Source organism: Nostoc sp., from assembly GCF_036917095.1.
Classification (GTDB): domain Bacteria; phylum Cyanobacteriota; class Cyanobacteriia; order Cyanobacteriales; family Nostocaceae; genus Nostoc.
On sequence record NZ_JBALFH010000038.1, the window covers coordinates 112303 to 131643 of the forward strand.

Sequence of the window (19341 nt, forward strand, 5' to 3'; positions counted from 1 at the left end):
AAATGAACTACAAAAAAAGCAGAAGTGAAAAGACCCAGTAACTAAATCATTCTAATAAAGGAAACTTTATTAATTGCGATCGCTATCCTTTATATTTTGGTTATTGCTTCGGAGTTAATGTGACGACTGTCAATTATCAGGCTAATCAAATTGACAAATAGATTCTGGTTGTACAGGACATCTTTTGCGTGCGATCGGGTTATTCCTAATATTAATAAAAGTCAATTTTGTCAGATTAGATAAAAGCTTGATATCGCTGATTTTATTTGAGCTAAGGGAGAGTTCAGTCAAATTAGTCAGAGCAGACAAAGGCTTGATATCGCTGATTTCATTTGATTCAAGAGAGAGAATAGTTAAATTAGTCAGATTAGACAAAAGCTTGATATCGCTGATTTCATTTGAGTTGAGGTAGAGATAAGTCAAATTAGTTAGACCAGACAAAGGCTTAATATTGCTAATTTCATTTGAGCGGAGAGAGAGAGAAGTTAAATTAGTCAGAGGGGACAAAGGCTTGATATCGCTGATTTGATTCTCTCGGAGGGAGAGAGCAGTCAAATTAGTCAGAGCAGACAAAGGTTTGATATCGCTGATTTCATTTATGTCGAGGTCGATAGAAGTCAATTTTGTCAGAACAGACAAAGGCTTGATATCGCTGATTTCATTTATGCCAAGGTCGATAGAAGTCAAATTAGTCAGAGCAGACAAAGGCTTGATATCACTGATTTTATTCGAGTGGAGGGAGAGAAAAGTCAATTTTGTTAGAGCAGAGAAAGACTTGATATCGCTGATTTCATTTGAGCCGAGGTCGATAGAAGTCAAATTAATCAGAGCAGACAAAGGCTTGATATCGCTGATTTCATTTGAGCCGAGGTCGATAGAAGTCAATTTTGTCAGAGCAGACAAAGGCTTGATATCACTGATTTTATCTGAGTTGAGGGAGAGTTTAGTTAAATTAGTCAGCTTTTGGTTAGCCTGCTTGCAATTTTGAGTCTGGGCTTTTTTTAAAAGTACTTCAACAGTATGTTTTGTCTGTGGAGGTAAAGTTGATTTCTGCTGACACCAATCTGTAAAGCTTTTGGGATTTTTTACAGGAGCAGCAATAGTCTGTGTGGTGTAAAATCCCAAAGTAAAAGTCAATATTGTGGCGGTGCTTAATATAAGTTTCATTGCATAAGATTATACTTTCAAGGTATGCAATTACACTATACAAAGATTACCTAAAACTTGGTATAAAAAAGTAGTTAAGGAAAAATAAAATCAGCTATTTTTCGGTCGTCGCAATTTCTGAGAACCAATTGGGCCGAGAATTTGGTTAAGGCTACGCAACTGTTCTGCTGTACCCATACCAATTAGTCGATCGCCCGGCATTAACACCGTATCGCCTGTGGGGCCACCGATTAAAGTTCCATCAACACGGCGAATTGCCAGAACTAATGCCCCAGATTGCGATCGCAATCTCGCTTTTTGCAAACTCTGACCTACGAAGGGGCAAAAAGCAGGGTCGAGTAAAAATTCTTCCATATACAATTGGCGGTCTGCACCTGTCAAAATCCCGTCTACAAAGTCCAATACTTGGGGTCTGAGAGCCGCAGCAGCCATGCGTTTCCCACCAGTAATATAGGGAGATATCACTTCATCTGCACCACCGCGTCGTAACTTCTGCAAAGCTTCTTCTGTACTTGCCCGTGCAATCACCCGAATTGCCTGATTAAGTGTTTTGGCTGATAAAACAATGTATAAATTTTCGGCATCTGAAGGGAGTGCTGCAACAATACAAATCGCCCGTTCGATACCAACTTTCAGAAGTGTGTCATCTAATGTAGCGTCACCTTGATATGCGGTGTAACCTTCAGTCTGCGCCCTTTGCACAGATTCCATGTCAGCATCAATCACTACAAAAGGTGCGTCTTCTGCCCGAAATTCCTTGGCAATTTGACGACCAGTGCGGCTAAATCCACAAATGATGTAGTGTTCTGTTAGGGATTCCATTAACCGCCTCTGTTGCTGTAGCCGAATTCCTTCTTGAAAGTAGCCTTGAATGATCGCTTCTGTAAATCTGTTGACAATGTAACCGATATTGACTACACCCAACAAAATCAGGGCAATGGTAAACAATCGTCCTCGGCTACCCAGTGGGTGCGTCTCTCCGTATCCCACGGTCGCTAAAGTGATGACCGTCATGTAAGCTGCATCTTCCCATGACCAGCCCTCCACTAATGAGTACCACGAAGTGCCAATGAGGAAAACACCGCCAAGAGCGATCGCCCCAGCCATTAACTCCTTTTGGATACGTTGATATTTTTGCTCAAGTGTTGAGAATGAGGTAAAAATAGTACTTTTAGCCTACTTTTTCTAGTTTTTTACTAACTTTATCGCATTTGTGCTTTTTAGTACATTTAAACTACAAATCTAGCTATGACAGGTGATTGAAGAGGATAAGGTGCACAAAGCTTGGAGCAGAGGGGAGAACCCCATATATAAATGTAGGGCTGCTGAGTAAGATTCAAAAGACTGAAGGGCTGCACTTATGCAAACTTGCCTGTTGCTCAAGCGTTGAGTACAAAAATTTTTTTCAGCACCGCCATGTCTTTGAGGTGATATAGGCGTTAGCCTAAGAAGAAGTACAAGTTGTGCTGAATAAAAAGTATTTTTTAGGGATTTCTAGGAAACTAGTAAATAACTATATAATGAAAAACTTTCAGGAGGAGCTGTAGTGAGCCTACAAACTCTCGTTGAACAAGCCACCATCCCCCCAGATTCAGGGTCTGTAACATCTAGTCCTTTTGATGCAGATAGCTTTAATGAAGCTGTCATGTCTACCTACGGACGGTTTCCCTTAGCCCTAGAACGGGGTGCTGGATGCCGGGTTTGGGATACACAGGGACGAGAATATCTGGACTTTGTAGCGGGAATTGCCACTTGTACTTTGGGACACGCCCACCCAGTTATGGTAGAAGCGGTAACACGCCAAATCCAGAAGCTGCACCATGTCTCTAATTTGTACTACATTCCTGAGCAAGGTGAATTGGCAAAATGGCTTGTTGAACATTCTTGTGCCGATCGCGTGTTTTTCTGCAACTCTGGAGCTGAAGCTAATGAAGCTGCAATTAAACTGGCGCGAAAATATGCCCATACGGTATTAGACATTGAAAAACCGATTATTTTAACCGCCAATGCCAGTTTCCACGGACGGACTTTGGCAACGATTACCGCTACGGCACAACCGAAGTATCAAAAATATTTTGATCCCTTGGTTCCTGGTTTCCACTACGTAAATTACAACGATATTAACGCTGTGGAAGTGGCGATTAGTGAGTTGGATGAAGGCGATTATCGGGTAGCGGCGATTCTGATTGAGCCATTGCAGGGAGAAGGCGGTGTGCGTCCAGGAGATGTTGCCTATTTCAAAAAGCTCCGGCAGATTTGCGATGAAACTGGCGTTTTGTTGATTTTCGACGAAGTGCAAGTTGGTATGGGGCGCAGCGGCAAATTATGGGCTTACGAACATCTCGGCGTTGAACCGGATATTTTCACCAGTGCCAAAGGCTTAGGTGGCGGTATCCCCATTGGTGCAATGATGAGCAAGAAATTCTGCGATGTTTTTCAACCAGGGGAACACGCCAGTACCTTTGGCGGCAATCCTTTTGTGTGTGGTGTAGCACTCAGTGTTTGCCAGACGTTGGAACGGGAAAATATTTTGCAGAATGTGCAAGACAGGGGCGAACAATTGCGAGCTGGATTGAAGGCGATCGCAGCTAAATATCCTCAGCAGGTTGGCGAAGTTCGGGGTTGGGGTTTAATCGACGGTTTGGAGTTACGAGCCGACATTCAACTAACCGCAGCCGATGTCGTCAATGCTGCCATCAACGAGGGTGTATTACTGGTACCAGCCGGGCCAAAAGTAGTCCGATTTGTACCACCGTTAATTGTCACAGAAGCAGAAGTAAACACTGCTTTAGAAGCTGTAGACAAGGCGATCGCAACTCTCACAGCTTAGGGAATTAAAAAGCGAGGATAAGTCTTTGTGCCTGTCTCTCGCTTTTCCTTACTTTTATTGTTTTTTTTAGCTATCTATGTTTTTAGTATCCCTAACCCCGCGTTCTCTTCATTCTGGGGAAATTTCCCGATAAGCTTGGCGACACTGCTCATAATTGTCTGGCAAAATCTCGGCATTACCAAAACATAGTTGCTCGTGAGTGGTAATTAAAGTTTCATAAGGCTGTATGGGAGTTACAGACGATCGCAGTAATTGCAGATATTCTCCATCTGTGCGACTGAGTTTGTGAGGTGCGATCGCATTTTGATGCAACTGTTGCAACATCGCTAAATAGAGACAACGGCAAGCTTCACGGTAGTTACCTTGACGATAAAATTGTTGCGATCGCTCTAACAACATGGCTATGGATGACTCACTAGAGGCATTTTTTACGCGAAAATCAGTGAGATTACCACTTCTATTCAGCCAAGAATATAGATAAGGACTGAATTCTCGCCATAATCGCCAGCCTACCCAAGCTATAAATAAGCCTAGTACCAACCAAAACAGGAATTTCAGCAATTCACCTAGCCAAGGGCTAATCGACCATTTAGTCGGCAATTCTGGCAAAGCCTGTTCAAAGCGGTAAAACTGGTATTCCCACCATTCTCCCACTTGTTGTTGGAATTGAGACAATTGCCAATTCCAGCTAGTTTTTTCAAAAGTATCTGTCATAGGGGGGAGGGGGGAGGCAGGGGAGGCAGGGGAGGCAGGGGAGGCAGAGGGAGCAGGGGAAAAAGAACTATGATTATTGACCAATGTCCAATGCCCATGCCCCATACCCAATGACTATTGACTAATGACTCTTGTCTTTTTTATCATTATCCAGCCGATGACAATAAGTAGGGCACCTAATGCAAGAAATCCTAAATCCCAAACTAACTCATTTGGGCCTGATTTCACATGATGGATACCGAGAATTTGATGGTCAATTAAACCTTCAACGAAGTCAAACAACCCAGTACCAATCAATATTGACCCAATAAAGGTCTGTGATGACCAAGGAACATCTTCACGCCCTCCGGCACGCCATAGCAAGACAACTCCTACCACGGTGAATACCCAATTAAAGGTATGAAATAACCCATCCCATACCATGTTCAAATCTATATTCGCCATGTTTGTCAGAGGTCGAATCTCACTAAGCATGTGATGCCACTGGAGGATCTGATGCAGTAAAATTCCATCAATAAACCCTCCAATACCCACACCAAGAAAAATTCCAGCAGTAATTATTGGTGCGCGTCGGTTGAGGGTTTCACTTTTCGCCTCCATTGTCAACCTCATAGATAGGCTTTCTTACCAAAATACAACTCTTTTAAGAGAAATATCTTCTATCTTGAGGCAAGTACCATCATTGAGCTTCAATCAATTTTCTGATTTAATCTGCATACCCGCTTTCACTGGGTCGAAATCTTGGGGAAAATGAGTGCTGCGATCGTAGTCTGCTTTTTCCAGGTTCGCTCCTTTGAGATCGGCTTGGCGGAGATTCGCTGACATCAATAATGCTCCCCTAAGATCGGTATCTCTCAGATTAGCTTGACCCAGATCGGCAAAGCTCAGGTCAGTTCCCCTAAGATTAGCGCCACTCAGGTTAGCTTCACTCAAGTCAGCATAGCTGAGGTCAGATCCTTTCAAGTTAATGCCTTGCAAATCAGCATTACCCAGTTCTGCTTTACTAAAATCCCGTTTTCCTGCTGCATAACTCTGCACAAGAGTAGCAGCAATATTTATGGGCTGTTGAGAATTGGCTTCAGGCATATAACAGCCTCATACGTTATGTCGTTATTACTTTCATACTAAGGATGAAAATTTCTCCGACTTCATCCTTCCTAAATGTAGTACATAAGTTCCTTCTGCTGTCGGATTGCTCTACGTTCGCAAAGGTCTTGGAGTGTATATTTTTCCAAAACGGAGTTAGCTGCTTGGCGTGCTTCCTGCCAGACTTCCTGAATTAGCTCACCTTCTACCGTGTTGGGAGTCGGCTCACAATTAGAGACAACAATATCTGACCCTTCCATGCAGCTAAAAGCATCGAACACTGTAATCTTCTGGGGATCTCGTGCCAGAACATAGCCACCTTTGGCTCCGCGTATACTCTTAATTAAACCTCCACGTCTTAATGTTGCCAGGAGTTGTTCTAAATAGCGGTTCGGTATGTCTTGCAATGCCGCTATTTCTCGAATTTGCAGGGCGTCACCCTTAGGGTAGCAGGTTGCCAACTCTAAGAGGGCTAGAAGTGCGTATTCTGATTTGTTAGAGATTACCACAGGCGTAATATTTTAAACTCATATTAAAAGATACAAAGTCTTTGAGTACGTTTCCCTAAGCTACTGCTAAAGAAAACTTTACAATCAACATATTGTTGACCGGCTAACTCTACTTTAAAGACCTTCTATCATATAAGCAATTAGTTTTTTTTTTAAAATCAATAAAAAAAAGTGATTGATTCGCGTACAGTTTTCTTAAGATAAAACTGACTTAAAAGCTTAGTCTGTCTCGGTTTAAAGCAAATTGTGTCAGTGATTATGGCAGCTTATTAGCTTGAAATTGTGATGTCTGAGGACAAACCGTTGGGGCGGCTACCTATCCATATGGAAAGCAACAACATTCAAAAGCAAACCAATGAGAAATCAAATCATCGAATTGGAGCGCAACAAAATTCTTAGTGCAAGCCGCTATACATGCAAATTTCTCGAAAATGGCAGGATGACTGTAAAGGTTGTTCCCGCGCCGATCGCACTTTCGACAATAATCTCGCCGCCATGTAAATCTACAGCCTGCTTGACGATAGACATTCCCAATCCCATTCCGGGAATATTGCCTGCATTACTGGCGCGATGGAAGGGTTCAAAGATGTGTTCAATGTCAGAAGGGGGAATGCCAATACCAGAGTCTTGAGTTTGGAATATAGCTCGATCGTTGGTAGTGATGACAGAAAACTTAACTGTGCTACCAATGGGAGAGTATTTTAGACAATTCGAGAATAAATTACTTAAGATTTGCCGCAGTAGTTTAGCGTCTAAGTTAGCCGGGGTGCATTGGCACTCGCCGCTAAAATCAATCGGATGTTGTGAGCGATCGCTTTGTTGTAATTCTTCTAAGAGATCGCGGCAAAATTCCACCAAATTCAAGGGTGTTGGATTAAACTCTAACTTGCCTGTTTCATCCTGACTCAGCACCAATACATCATTCAACAACTGGGTCATGTGCATAACAGATGTTTGAATGCGACGCAGGTGGATCAGTTGCCGCTCCTCGCTCCATAGATGGCGATAATATTCTAGTAGTTCCGCAGAAGAGTGGATGGTAGCCAAAGGGGTGCGAAACTCATGGGAGGTGATAGTGAGCAAGCGGGATTTAAGTTCGCTAAACTCCCTTTCTTTGGCAAGTGCTTGTCGCATCGCCTGTTCTGCCCATTGCAGCTTGGCTTGGGTTCGCTTGCTTTCGCTAATATTCCGCAATAGCCAGCGCAGACCGACTAACTTACTGTCTTGATTACGGATAGCAACCATCTTAACCGCAGCAATAATTGGCGTTCTGTTACGCGGTCGCAGGTTTACTTCCCATTCTTGCATTTTCCAGTCTGGGATTTCAGCGCGATCGCGCAGATGAATTAGTTTCAGATGAAAACCAATTATTTCTTTCTCAAGCAGATAAATCTCCAGAAGTTGCCCCAAAAGGAAACTCTTGGAAATGTTTAGTAGGGTAGTAGCGGCAGAATTAGCTTCCTGAATTACTCCTTTTGTATCAGTTACCAAATAAGCGTCTGGTACTTCTTCAAACAATTCTTGGTAGCGTTGACGTTGTGCCACCAAGTCCTGTTGAGTGTTAGATAATTCCTCATTCTGCTGCTGTAGACCTTCATTAGCTATTTGCAGTTCTTCCAAACCTAGGTGAACTTCATTTAATACTGCGGTTACGAGTTCAATATCTTCCTGTGGTTTTTGCTGCTCACTCTGGTGTTGCAAAAGGGCGACGCGCTTACGCATATTCTCTAACTGTAAGGCTAAATCGTCCAAATCCACGCTCTTACTCCTAATTTGGATATCTAAAGTTGGGTTTTATTTTAGATTCCCTACTTAGACGATCTTAACTTTTGAAAGGTCTTTGCGTCCTTTGCGGTAGCCTGCGGCAAGCCGCTGACGCTCCTTCTCTGCGAGACGCTACGCGAACGTCGCTACCGCTTCGCTAATGCGTCTACGTTTTTCTTTCTTGTCCTTAAATATGGTTTAACGCATTTTCATACAGAACTGGTATTATAGCAGTCGCCATACTCTCCTGATTTAAATAAAATTGAGCGGGGAAAAGTCTTGGCTAAAAAGTCGTATCCGCAAGCAACTGGAGTACTTCCCTACCTTGCGAGCGGCGATGGAGCATGTTCTGAGTTTAGTGTCCTAACCAACTTAGCGGTTGCTATACCTATTAGAATAAATCCGCAAATACTTTAAATAATTAGCCCGCTCAGACTTCTCTCTGCGCGGGCTAATTATTTTATGGGCAATTAGTTGGACATAATATCAATGTCCCTGAAACTAAAATACTTCCAGAAACCCTTGATTATGCCTCAACTTTTACACCCTTCCAGAAGGCCACATAACCCTCAATATTCTTAGCCTTCTCCTTAGCAGTGGGATAGTACCAAGCAGCATCTTTATTGATTTGCCCATCAACGTCGATACTGTAGTAGCTGGCGACACCTTTCCAAGGACAAGTGGTGTGGGTGTTACTTTCTGTGAAGTACTGCTTGTTAATGGTGTCAACAGGGAAATAATGGTTGCCTTCCACAACTACGGTATTATCACTCTCGGCTAAAACTGTTCCATTCCAAATTGCTTTTGGCATAACTGACTTTGTAAATAAACTATACACATAACATTTTGCCACTATCAGCTTATTTGTAGCGAATTTATGGAAGCTGTGACGCTAACGGGGGTTGTTACTGCGATCGCTAGCATCTGAGAGTGCTAAGTAAATTCAAAAATCAGCACTAAAAATCAACCGCCTTTGATACATAAAGAGAGTTTTTCCTTAATTTTTTGACCATATCTTCTCTAAAGAATATGGGTACTTTCGTCCCATGCCTCCTAATTTATAAAAAAAGAATTCAAAAGTTAGTAAGAGGGAATGCATTGCCGAGGTTTCTCTCCAGCATTAATTACAATCACTTTTACTTATGTATTTAACAAATAAAAATGTTTGTTTTTATCAAAAACATTTTATAGCATATTGGTATGCAAACTTAATTACCAAAAAAAGTTAGATTTCGGTTTATAGCCTAAAGCAAAAAATATTTAGAATAGAACACGAAAATTACATAGATATAAACCGTCACACTTTCTAAAAATACCCAAAGAGTTTTATGTGGTAAACCTTTTATTTTTCTAAGTTCTTATTTACTAAATATGATAGTAATTCCCAATTTATAATAATTGGGCTAATTTGACTCAACCGTTTATCTAATTAACTAATCAAGCTATCAAGTTAACTGAGTGTACGATGTTGAGATTCATAAAACAGTGGATATTACTAGAGAATACTGACTGATTTTACTTTGTTCTAATTGAGGATAACTCTATGAAACTTACAAAATTGATAAATTCTGCACATGTTCTTGCTTGGATTAATTCCATACTTAAAATCACTAGCCTTCATATAGCCAATAATAATAACAGTGGCACATCAACAAATACAGCCGTAAACACTGACCCTTCATCTAGCTATTCCACGAATGTAAATTACCTAAAACCCTTTGATACTGCTTTTATTGCTTATCACATGATGGGTCTTAGCAATTTGGAATAATCTAAATTATCTCTGTAATCTCAAGTTGTAAGTTACAAGAGTAAGCTAAACAAACTTTTGTTTAACTTAAAAAACTAAATACAAATTACTACTTTACTAATCTGTATTTAGTTTTGCCAATTCTTAGAGTTGAAAGATTTAAGAAAAACACTTTTTCAGTCAACAGTAATTAACATAGTTCAAATTAGGAGAACTTTATGAAAATTATAAACTTGATAAATTCGGCACTAATCGTTGCTTGTATTGCTTTTATACCTGGAATTGTTGACGCTCAAACAGCTAATACTAACAATAGCGCCGAACAAATCAATACAAATGTCAACTCTAATACTTTAGGTACTAATTTCCCAAATGCCAGCTATCTCCAACCTTTCAATACTGCCTTTCTAGCTTATCAAGGTAATTTGAAAGAGCAAGGTATTCCTAGCGGAAGTGCTTTGATATATGAATACCAAATAGGAAAGCTGACTGCGAAAAATGTAGTTCAGGCTGCTGTCAGCGCTAACAAATTACCAGCACAAGTTTTGAACGATCCAAGTTATCTCAATGCGGTCGAGTCGCAGTTGACATCATTTAGTAATAATAATGATTTAGATTAATAAATACAGGTTGGTTAAAGTTCGTAACGGATTTATAGCATTTCCAGGTCTAGTGAACTATGTTGTCGGTTTTACTCAGATAAAAATCAAAGCATACTCGCTTGGCTTACGTCAGTAAATCATCTTTAGCGGATCAATAGTGTTTGGATTCATGCCTCTTTCTTAGTCTCCTTGGCTTTGAAGGAGGCTTTTGAGCCATATCTAACACCCACCTCAGTAAATATGCGAGCAAATCAGCGTTAGTAACGGATATTTTGCGTAATACACACCAGGGTTAGTTTGTACAGTGCGTCAGTCCTAGCAATATAAAAAGCGATCGCTGTACTAAAGTTTTTGAGTGTGATGTCTAGGGAAAAGCCAAAGAAGTGTCTACGCCTTCCTGGAGTTTAGTGGCGCAATAAATAATTAGATTAACAAGCATGACAGCAGAGGCATATTCTGTGTATAAAGATACTTATTGTTAAACTTTTGGTATTATTTTTACTGTACTTCAACTTTGTTTTCATGTCCTGTATTCAAGTAGATGTTAAAATTACGCCTCATCTTCATAAAAAGCTAGCTATTCACGCTGCTAAGGCTGAGGTATGTAAAACTGAGGTAGCTATTAATATTTTTAATTATTGTAAATGTACTGAGGATACGACAAATCCCTGTTATTAGAATCAGAATCAGGAATCATCTCTGACATCAAACGAGCCAAACTATTTATATTTCTACGCCACAACAGTCATCGCCTGTTTGATGAGGAGTTTAAATCAGGACTGGTCACATTTGTCAATAGTTTTCTCTTTTATCTACGAAGCTAGGTAAATAAACCAGGCTGTGATTGGTTAATTATTCTCAGATTAATTTAGTTCAAATCATGATCCAAAACACTATTCTAGATCCTTTAGTAACCGATGTTCGGTGTGAAGAAGTTTGTCAGATTTTGGGAGAGACTTACAACCAGGAACGCTGGAACGATTGGCGCTGGCAAATGCGGCATCGGTTGACTAAGCTGGAACACTTTCAGCGGTTATTAAGGCTTAGTACTACCGAAGAACAGGGACTTTTAATCGCACCAGAGAAGTTTGCTGTAGCTGTAACTCCATACTTTGCATCACTGCTCGATCCAGAAGATCCGCTTTGCCCGCTACGGTTACAAGTCATCCCACGGGAAGAAGAACTAATAGTTAGTACAGCAGACATGGTAGATCCATGCGGTGAAGATAACGACACTCCAGTGCCAGGACTGGTACACCGCTACCCCGATCGGGTATTGCTGCTTGCCCTAGACACATGTGCTGCTTATTGTCGTTACTGTACCCGCTCTCGTTTGGTGAGCCAAGGTGAAATGTACCCAGTAACGCGGCGCTTGGATGCGATCGTCGCTTACCTGGAGGAACACACCGAGATCCGCGACGTGCTAATTTCCGGTGGCGATCCTCTATTGATGTCTGATGAACCTTTAGACAATTTGCTTGGGCGGTTGCGTGCCATTAAGCATATTGAATTTATCCGAATTGGTTCTCGCGTGCCGAGTTTCTTGCCCCAGCGAATTACACCGGAACTGGTTGCCTTACTTCGCAAGCATCGCGTATGGCTGTCTTTGCACTTTTGTCATGTGCGGGAGCTTACCCCAGAAGTGGCACAAGCTTGCGATCGCCTAGCTGATGGTGGTATTCCTCTAGGTAGTCAAACTGTGCTGTTAAAAGGTGTGAATGATTCAGAAAAAGCGCTGAAGAATCTGTTTCACGGTCTTCTTAAGTTGCGTGTCCGACCCTATTACCTTTACCAATGCGACCCAGTTGTTGGCACCGCACATCTGCGAACCAGTATTCAAACTGGGATCGATCTAATTTCTAAATTGCGCGGTCATACTACTGGTTACGCTGTACCAACTTATGTAATTGATGCCCCTGGCGGCGGTGGTAAAGTTCCAATTCAAGCCGAGACTCTACTTGCGTATGAGAAGGGCACAGCTACAGTGCAAAATTGGGCAGGTAAGACATACACCTATGTAGATCCAGTAGAGCAGGGGTAACACTATATATTTGTACGCGAGTCGATCGCCATCATCTAAAAGAGCCAGTTGGAATGGTTCTATTGAGTTCTTGGCAAACCAAAAAACTAAGTAATTGCAGGAGATTAGTTGGAATGTTGATTGTTGGTAATACAAACCTAAAAGGTCGAGGTGTCTTCGCACAGAAGCGCTTTTTGAAAGGAGAGATTGTTGAGAAAGTTCCAGTTGTTGTTATACCCGCAGAACAGGTTGAATTTCTAGATAAAACAATTTTGGGCAACTATTACTACGATTGGGAAGATAAAGCTGCGGCGATCGCTCTAGGTTTATCTTCCTTAATCAACCATTCTTACCATCCCAATACTTATTATGTGAAAAAATTCGCCGACCGAGAGTTGGATCTGATTGCCTATCGAGATATAGAACCGGGAGAAGAAATTACTGCCAACTACAACGGTTCTCCTAACGATCAATCTCCTATATGGTTTGATGTTGTTGATGAGATATTTTCACTTAATTAAGGATTTAGTAATCAGAATTCCTTAATTAAGATATCTGATTTCTACATCAAAGCTAACAGAGAAAGCTTTCTCACTGGGAATTATAGGGCTATGGGGTTATTCATTGGTCTGTGTTATGACCTGAAGGCAGATTACCTTAAGGCTGGTTTCAGTGCCTCTGAGGTGATGGAGTTCGATGATGAAGAAACTATCATTGGACTGGAAACTGCACTATTTCAGTTAGGTCATCAGGTTGAACGTGTCGGTAATGGTAGAGAACTTGCTCTGCGCTTGGCAAAAGGCGATCGCTGGGATCTGGTTTTCAATATTGCTGAGGGTTTGCAGGGTCGCTCTCGTGAAGCCCAAGTCCCGGCAGTCTGCGAATTATTTGCTCAACCTTATACCTTTTCCGATCCGCTCACCTGCGCCCTCACGCTAGACAAGGCGCTTGCTAAGAGAGTGGTGCGCGATCGCGGTTTGCCGACAGCCCCCTTTGAAGTGGTGAGTACTACCGCAGAAGCAGCAGCCGTATCGCTGCCAATGCCACTTTTCCTCAAGCCTGTGGCAGAGGGCAGTTCTAAAGGGGTAACTGGACGTTCTCTTGTCAAAGAACAAGAGGAGCTAGTAAATGCTTATCAATTGTTACACGAACTTTTCCAGCAACCAGTACTCGTGGAAACCTTTCTTCCCGGTCGAGAAGTAACAGTGGGCATTATTGGCAACGGCAGCAACTCACGGGTAGTAGGTGTGATGGAAGTAATTTTTACAGGAAAAACAGAAGCTTTCGCCTATACCACCCTTAACAAAGATGAGTATCTGGAACGGATTTCTTATGCTTTACTCATAGATCCCGAACCACTGGCAGCACAGGCAAGGCAGCTGGCCCTGGATGTCTACCATACTCTTGGTTGCCGTGACGCTGCCCGCCTGGATCTACGTTGCGATGCTAGCGGTGTGTTGCAGTTTATGGAGGTTAACCCACTGCCAGGGCTACACCATATCCGCTCAGACCTAGTAATTATGGGACGTTTGGGTGGTGTGACATACACAGAAATCATTGCTGAAATAGTCGAGTCCGCATGGCAAAGGTACAAAAGTTGAACCTAGCTTCCCGCAGGGTACAAAAGCCACGCTTGCGAAGTGGGGAACTCCAACCCATGTCCTGCTTTGCTCCACGCTAGGAGTAATATCATGTCCGTTTAAAGACTTATCATTAAGACCGCAGAGGGGCAGAGGAGCAGAGGAGCAGAGGGGAGGGGTTTTTAGGCTTTCTGCATAGATTTGGGAATCATAATTAATTAGCCGGACATGATATAAGAGGTCATTTCCCCCTGCTCCCTGCCCCCTGCCTCTTGCCCCTTCATTCAAGCAGACTCAATCTCAGTAGTCAAAAGATAAAAACGCCAAGTTAAAAGCACTGCACCCATAAGTAGCCCTAATACTAAACCCAACCATAAACCTATAGCACCCCAGCCTAAAGTGAATGTCATCAGATAGCCACCACCTAGACCTACCACCCAATAAGCGAACATAGCGATCAACACCGGCACTTTGGTGTCCTTCAACCCGATTAATGCACCAGCAGCAATAGTCTGAATACTATAAAATATTTGAACTAATGCCCCCGCAGCTAGGAAAGAAGTTGCGGTTTTAACTATCTCGATATTATCCAGATTACTGGTGTCCAAAAACATTGCCACAATATAGTTGGGAAACAGCAAAAAAATTAGTCCTACAATGCTCACAATGGGAGTAACAAGCGCAATGCAGACAAATCCTGCTCTGCTTGCACCTTTTAGATCGTTTTGTCCCCTTAGCTGTCCTACTCTCATTGTGACGGCATAGGAAATACCTATCGATACTGTCTCAACAAAACTTTCTGCCTCAACGGTAATTTCATGGGCTGCTAACGTATTTGTGCCAAACCACCCCATCATTAAAGCAGTGACAGTGAATACTCCAATTTCTGCTCCATACTGCAACCCCAAGAACCATCCAGTTTGCAAGATATCCATAAACATATCTTTATCGAAGTGATGCAGAGCGCTATCAAGCTGATAGTCTTTAAAGTAGTCATCGAAGCAAATCCAAGCGGCGGCGGCGATAAAATTCAGCCAAAAAATGAGTGTGCTTGCCCAACCGATACCGGCTAAACCAAGGGCAGGCAAACCAAATTTACCGAACATTAGCACGTAATTAGCAGCCGCATTTAATAATAGTCCAACTACCGTAATTACTGTTAGGAATTGGGGGCGATTGAGGGCAGAGCTAACTTCTTTTAAGATACAAAAACCGAGCGCAGCAGGAAAACCCCAAACAATAGACCGCAAATATGTTTGAGCCAATAATACATTAGTTTCTTCTTGGCCAGTCAGCAGCAGAATATAGTCAAAGTGCCAAATGATAAACATCACAGGTAAGCACATCGTCACAGCTAACCAAATCCCTTGACCGGTAGCACGGCTCACTCGATCTATTTTTCCTGCACCAAAAGCATTTGCAACATTCACACCGGCGGCTGAAAGAATAGAACGACAAACGGAAGCTAGAGTAGAAAAGGTAACAGCACCTAAAGCACCCGCAGCTAAAGCTTGGCTGTTAAGTAAGCCCATCATCACCCCATCCAATAAAGGAATGCCCGCTTCTAATATTTGAGTAATTACCAGAGGAACTGCCAATTGCAGACAGGCTTGGACTTCTAATATCAGTTCTGACTTAAATTCTTTTGAAGTTAACTCCATTGGGCACAAAAATTAAGGAGGGTGCGAAAAAGGTAACATTTAATATATTAAGATATGTTACCACTTAACAGCTGCGCTCAACTCAAGCCATTAGCGATCGCCTCTCCAAAAATTGTGTTTTATCCCACTGTCGCCAGCAAATTTTTAAGTACTATTACTTATTGACAAATTATTTACGAGCTTAAACTGTCAAGAATGGCGCATAGCCTACTTGGGTAAAAGTGATGCTTTTGCCCAGGTATAGCAGACTTTGCTGTTATGCCCATCAAGTTAACCTTGTTTTCTCACTCTCCGAAAACAATAATCGAAGCCAAATTCTATGACATTGATTTGATCGAGCTTTAATGTTTTATTTTCTAAAAGAAACTAAAGCCTCGTAACCCTTTGGGCAAATGCATTCTCCTAAGGTGACAAAAGAGGGTTAAGCAGGATTATCAAGCACTTCTAGCAGCAGTCAAATTCGGCCGACTTGAGGCGAAGTCGATTAGCAGCAAATCAACCTACGATTATCCTGAAATTATAAATATTATTAATACAATCTTGTAACAGAAATTTTGAAAGTATCCAACAATAATATTTATATATAAAAAAATAATTTTAGTAGAATTTAATTCTACTAAAATTATTCATTCTAAAAATGCTTCAGAGAAATAGACCGGAAAAGGAAACTAATAATTAAGCTTTAAATTTCTCTAGTTTTTTCTGAAACAAAGTAGCAATTCCAAAAGCTAAACCTGCTCCAAACAAAGTAGATGGTTCAGGAACTGGCGTGCTGGAAGTTGGTACACTATTAACATAGCTATCACTAGCCCCCTTTGGAAGACTACCCACATGGATACCTAGCTCCAAAGTACCAGCATTTATGGCTGCAATAACATCATTGTAGTTAGCATTGAAGGTAATACCTAAAGATTCTCCAGATTGTACTGCGTTGTTGTTACCACCTTTGGTATCTGCACCAAATGTTGTACCATCCCATCCAGAGATGTTGTTACTTTGCGATAAATTTTGAGTATTTGATTGAAACAGAACTGTACCAGTATTGCCTACATTTACTACCATATTAGACAAAATACCAGATACACTCTTGTCAACACTAAAGGCAACCTGTTTCAAGGCTTGGGTCGAAGAAGCATTATTTAAAAATTTGAATGCAACTTTACCACCGCCATTGTCAGTTACATCAAATGAGAAATTGTTAGCAAAAGCAAATTGCGCTCCCGGTTGAGAGTAAGCCCCAACGCCACTTGAGTCGTTATGTGAGGTAGCTCTATCACTATGAGTTGTGAACTTTGAATCAAAAAATTGCTTTAACTCAACACTCACAACTCATAACTTTTTAAAATTATCGCGTCGGTATTTGGGGGTGTTGAGCAGAATATTTTGTGACGATGCCAGAAATCTCAGGGTTGTAAAGCCTTAGATAATTCCAGTAGTTGCCAAATACTTGACGCACATAATTTTTGGTTTCATCAAAGGGAATTTCTTCAACAAACTCATCTGGATCTTGTGTAGTTTGAGTTTGCAGCCATTTTGAGACATTACCGGGGCCAGCATTGTAACTGGCGATCGCTAGCAAGGAGTTATTGTTATATTGATCGTGGGTATGACCCAAATACCATGTACCCAGCATGATGTTATCGTTGGGATTTTCTAAGTTTATTGTTTTGAAATCCACCTTGATTTGTGGGGCGATCCATTTAGCTGTACTCGGCAACACCTGCATTAAGCCAGTAGCATCAGCGACGGATTTGATTTTTGGTTCAAACCGTGATTCCTGACGCATCAGAGCAGTTACTAGCAGAGGATTGAGTTTACGCTCAGTAGACCACTTTTCAATCTCTCGAAGATAGGGAAATGGATAACGGGCTTGCCAGTAGGTGATTTGTTTGCTCAGAGTCTGATATTGGGCAACTTCCGCTGGTATTTCCCGATCTTCCAATTTAGAAATTTCGTCGATTCCGATGAGATTTTCTCCCCTAGCCTGCCGCATCAACCCTTCAGTAAATTGCTCTGCTACGGTTGGCTGAATTTTATTCTGAAATTCTGTCTGCCATTGTAACCAGGCATCGCGGTCTTGTCCCAGCAGATACAATTCTTTGAAAGTTTCAGAACCAGCAGGCGGTAGTGGACGTTGGGGTGCGATTACTTCCGGGTTCATAACGCGCACATTGTCAAAATTGCCGACATTTAGCCCCAACATTGTCGCGGCTCGCCATGCGTAGTAAGAGTAGGGAAACTGGCTAATCACATACTCATAAGCAGTTTTAGACTCCTGCTGTTTGCCCAGTGAAGCTGCCCATTTACCTACCCAAAAGCCTGCTCTGGGCGCCAAAATACTATTGGGGTTATTGGTGACAATTGGTTCTGCCCATTGCCAAGCACCGACGTAATCTTTAGCATTGGCTTTATCTTGGGCGATTTTCCAGCGGTACTCTGCCGCTTCATCAGTATTACCATATTTGGCTATGAGTAATTGCCACGCCGCGCTAGCTGACTTTTGATCCTTGAGAGTTTGGAGAATTTTAGCTTTTTCTGCTAGTGCAGTACCAGCTTGTTTCGGAAATTTACTAATTACCCGATCGAGATAGGGTAAGCCGTCTTTACCTGTTTTTGCGGTTTCTGCTAACCGCAGTAGGGCAGTCCCAGTTTCTTCAGTATCTGGAAATTGCTGCACTAGTTGTTTATAGGTAGCGATCGCTATTTCTCGATCTTTGCCTCCTACCTGTAAGCCCCGTGCAGTACGGTAGAGGTTGCGCGATGTTTTGGGTGCTTTGGCATAAGCATTCGCCGCTTTCAGAAACTGATTATTTTCCCAATAGCTTGTACCAATGAGTTCCCAGTCTTCGGGTTTGAGATTAGGCTGTTTTACTAGCTCATCCAAAACGCCCACTATGCCTGGTTGATCGTAGGCATATTTAGCCAAAATCAATTGTAATTGTGGCTGATTGGGATTTTCTTGCAAGCGTTTACGGATAATTTCCCAAGTTAGAGGATTGGAAGGAAATTGAGCGATCGCGGTTTCTTGTTGCTTTGGTAAAGCAATCAGATATAGCGCTTTCACTGTGGCCGCTTGTTTGGGATAAAGTTTCAGCACCCTTTGCCTGAGATCCGAGGCTTTGCCGTCCTCGCCTAGCATATCCTCTGCCTGCGCCTGTTTCAGCAAAATATAAGGCGCGAGGATAGCATAGTCTCTATCTAGCCCATCCAGTAAAGCCAGCGCTTTTTTCGCTTGGGTTCTTTCAATGTAATCACTCGCTAAAAGATAACGAGCGCGATTTCGGTCTGGCGATTGCGACTGATCGGCGATCGCTGCTAATTTCGCCGCCCGTTCTGGCAATGATTGTGATATCAGGGGAAAGACGGCTGATTGGGCAATGCTAGCATCAGATGTTTGCTCTGCTTGATTCTGACTCAGTTTGAGCCATTTCCCCAGAGACTTGCCAATCTCAGGTGCTGATACCATTGCCCCAGCTAAAAAGGCAAACAGTGCCGCACCCGCAATTATAGAAATTTGCTTTTTCTGTAGTTTCTTCAGCATGAATACCCGCTGAAAAGTTCCGATGAATTTCCTGAAACTTTAACACTCCTAACCATCAGTGTTACCAATTTTTAATTTTAGATTTTTAATTTTATGTAGAAAAATACTAATTTTCAA

16 protein-coding genes and 1 pseudogene are annotated in these 19341 nt (G+C 42.0%); 6 read left to right on the top strand and 11 right to left on the bottom strand.

Features of this window, described 5'->3' with window-relative positions; all coding sequences use genetic code 11:
- Window positions 1-141: 141 nt before the first annotated feature.
- Entirely contained in the window at window positions 142-1167 is a 1026-nt protein-coding gene (locus V7L01_RS19370; protein ID WP_335037434.1) for a leucine-rich repeat domain-containing protein, read from the bottom strand.
- 90 nt (window positions 1168-1257) lie between these two features.
- Window positions 1258-2274, bottom strand: a complete 1017-nt coding sequence (locus V7L01_RS19375) for a potassium channel family protein (RefSeq protein WP_335037436.1) — start codon at window positions 2272-2274, stop codon at window positions 1258-1260.
- A gap of 439 nt (window positions 2275-2713) precedes the next feature.
- On the opposite strand from V7L01_RS19375, the gene V7L01_RS19380 reads away from it, so the two are divergent.
- The gene (locus tag V7L01_RS19380) at window positions 2714-3997 is read left to right on the top strand and encodes an aspartate aminotransferase family protein (protein WP_335037438.1); all 1284 of its coding nucleotides are present in this window, start codon (window positions 2714-2716) and stop codon (window positions 3995-3997) included.
- 108 nt (window positions 3998-4105) lie between these two features.
- On the opposite strand, the gene V7L01_RS19385 is transcribed toward V7L01_RS19380, so the two are convergent.
- The 5 genes from V7L01_RS19385 to V7L01_RS19405 all read right to left on the bottom strand — a co-directional run bounded on the left by V7L01_RS19385 (window position 4106) and on the right by V7L01_RS19405 (window position 8064).
- Entirely contained in the window at window positions 4106-4711 is a 606-nt protein-coding gene (locus V7L01_RS19385; protein ID WP_335037440.1) for a DUF4129 domain-containing protein, read from the bottom strand.
- 114 nt (window positions 4712-4825) lie between these two features.
- The gene (locus tag V7L01_RS19390) at window positions 4826-5311 is read right to left on the bottom strand and encodes a DUF2243 domain-containing protein (RefSeq protein WP_335037491.1); all 486 of its coding nucleotides are present in this window, start codon (window positions 5309-5311) and stop codon (window positions 4826-4828) included.
- 93 nt (window positions 5312-5404) lie between these two features.
- Complete coding sequence (locus V7L01_RS19395; RefSeq protein ID WP_335037442.1) at window positions 5405-5797, bottom strand: pentapeptide repeat-containing protein; 393 nt, start codon at window positions 5795-5797, stop codon at window positions 5405-5407.
- A gap of 71 nt (window positions 5798-5868) precedes the next feature.
- Complete coding sequence (locus tag V7L01_RS19400; RefSeq protein ID WP_335037444.1) at window positions 5869-6306, bottom strand: RrF2 family transcriptional regulator; 438 nt, start codon at window positions 6304-6306, stop codon at window positions 5869-5871.
- A 408-nt stretch (window positions 6307-6714) separates the two neighbouring features.
- Window positions 6715-8064 carry a PAS domain-containing sensor histidine kinase gene (locus V7L01_RS19405; protein WP_335037446.1) on the bottom strand — a complete coding sequence of 450 codons (1350 nt, stop codon included), beginning with the start codon at window positions 8062-8064 and terminating at the stop codon, window positions 6715-6717.
- Window positions 8065-8307: 243 nt separating this feature from the next.
- On the opposite strand from V7L01_RS19405, the pseudogene V7L01_RS19410 reads away from it, so the two are divergent.
- A pseudogene (locus V7L01_RS19410) lies at window positions 8308-8437 on the top strand (IS630 family transposase); the annotation flags it as partial.
- A gap of 159 nt (window positions 8438-8596) precedes the next feature.
- Here V7L01_RS19410 and V7L01_RS19415 read toward each other — a convergent pair.
- Window positions 8597-8881: a DUF427 domain-containing protein gene (locus V7L01_RS19415; RefSeq protein ID WP_335037448.1), complete on the bottom strand. Its 285-nt coding sequence runs from the start codon at window positions 8879-8881 to the stop codon at window positions 8597-8599.
- A gap of 1157 nt (window positions 8882-10038) precedes the next feature.
- Here V7L01_RS19415 and V7L01_RS19420 point away from each other — a divergent pair.
- The 4 genes from V7L01_RS19420 (at window position 10039) to V7L01_RS19435 (ending at window position 14043) form a co-directional block, all read left to right on the top strand.
- On the top strand, window positions 10039-10440 hold the full coding sequence (locus tag V7L01_RS19420) for a hypothetical protein (protein ID WP_335037450.1): 402 nt from the start codon (window positions 10039-10041) through the stop codon (window positions 10438-10440).
- Window positions 10441-11302: 862 nt separating this feature from the next.
- A complete protein-coding gene (locus V7L01_RS19425; RefSeq protein ID WP_335037452.1) occupies window positions 11303-12463 on the top strand; it encodes a KamA family radical SAM protein in 1161 nt (386 codons plus the stop codon).
- A gap of 113 nt (window positions 12464-12576) precedes the next feature.
- Window positions 12577-12963, top strand: a complete 387-nt coding sequence (locus V7L01_RS19430) for an SET domain-containing protein (protein ID WP_335037454.1) — start codon at window positions 12577-12579, stop codon at window positions 12961-12963.
- Window positions 12964-13053: 90 nt separating this feature from the next.
- Window positions 13054-14043 carry a D-alanine--D-alanine ligase family protein gene (locus V7L01_RS19435; protein WP_335037456.1) on the top strand — a complete coding sequence of 330 codons (990 nt, stop codon included), beginning with the start codon at window positions 13054-13056 and terminating at the stop codon, window positions 14041-14043.
- Window positions 14044-14306: 263 nt separating this feature from the next.
- Here V7L01_RS19435 and V7L01_RS19440 read toward each other — a convergent pair whose 3' ends face one another.
- From V7L01_RS19440 to V7L01_RS19450, 3 genes are all read right to left on the bottom strand, one after another.
- Complete coding sequence (locus V7L01_RS19440) at window positions 14307-15683, bottom strand: MATE family efflux transporter (RefSeq protein ID WP_335037458.1); 1377 nt, start codon at window positions 15681-15683, stop codon at window positions 14307-14309.
- 675 nt (window positions 15684-16358) lie between these two features.
- Window positions 16359-17009 carry a PEP-CTERM sorting domain-containing protein gene (locus tag V7L01_RS19445; protein WP_335037460.1) on the bottom strand — a complete coding sequence of 217 codons (651 nt, stop codon included), beginning with the start codon at window positions 17007-17009 and terminating at the stop codon, window positions 16359-16361.
- Window positions 17010-17028: 19 nt separating this feature from the next.
- A complete protein-coding gene (locus V7L01_RS19450; RefSeq protein WP_335037462.1) occupies window positions 17029-19224 on the bottom strand; it encodes a lytic transglycosylase domain-containing protein in 2196 nt (731 codons plus the stop codon).
- Between the last annotated feature and the right edge of the window lie 117 nt (window positions 19225-19341).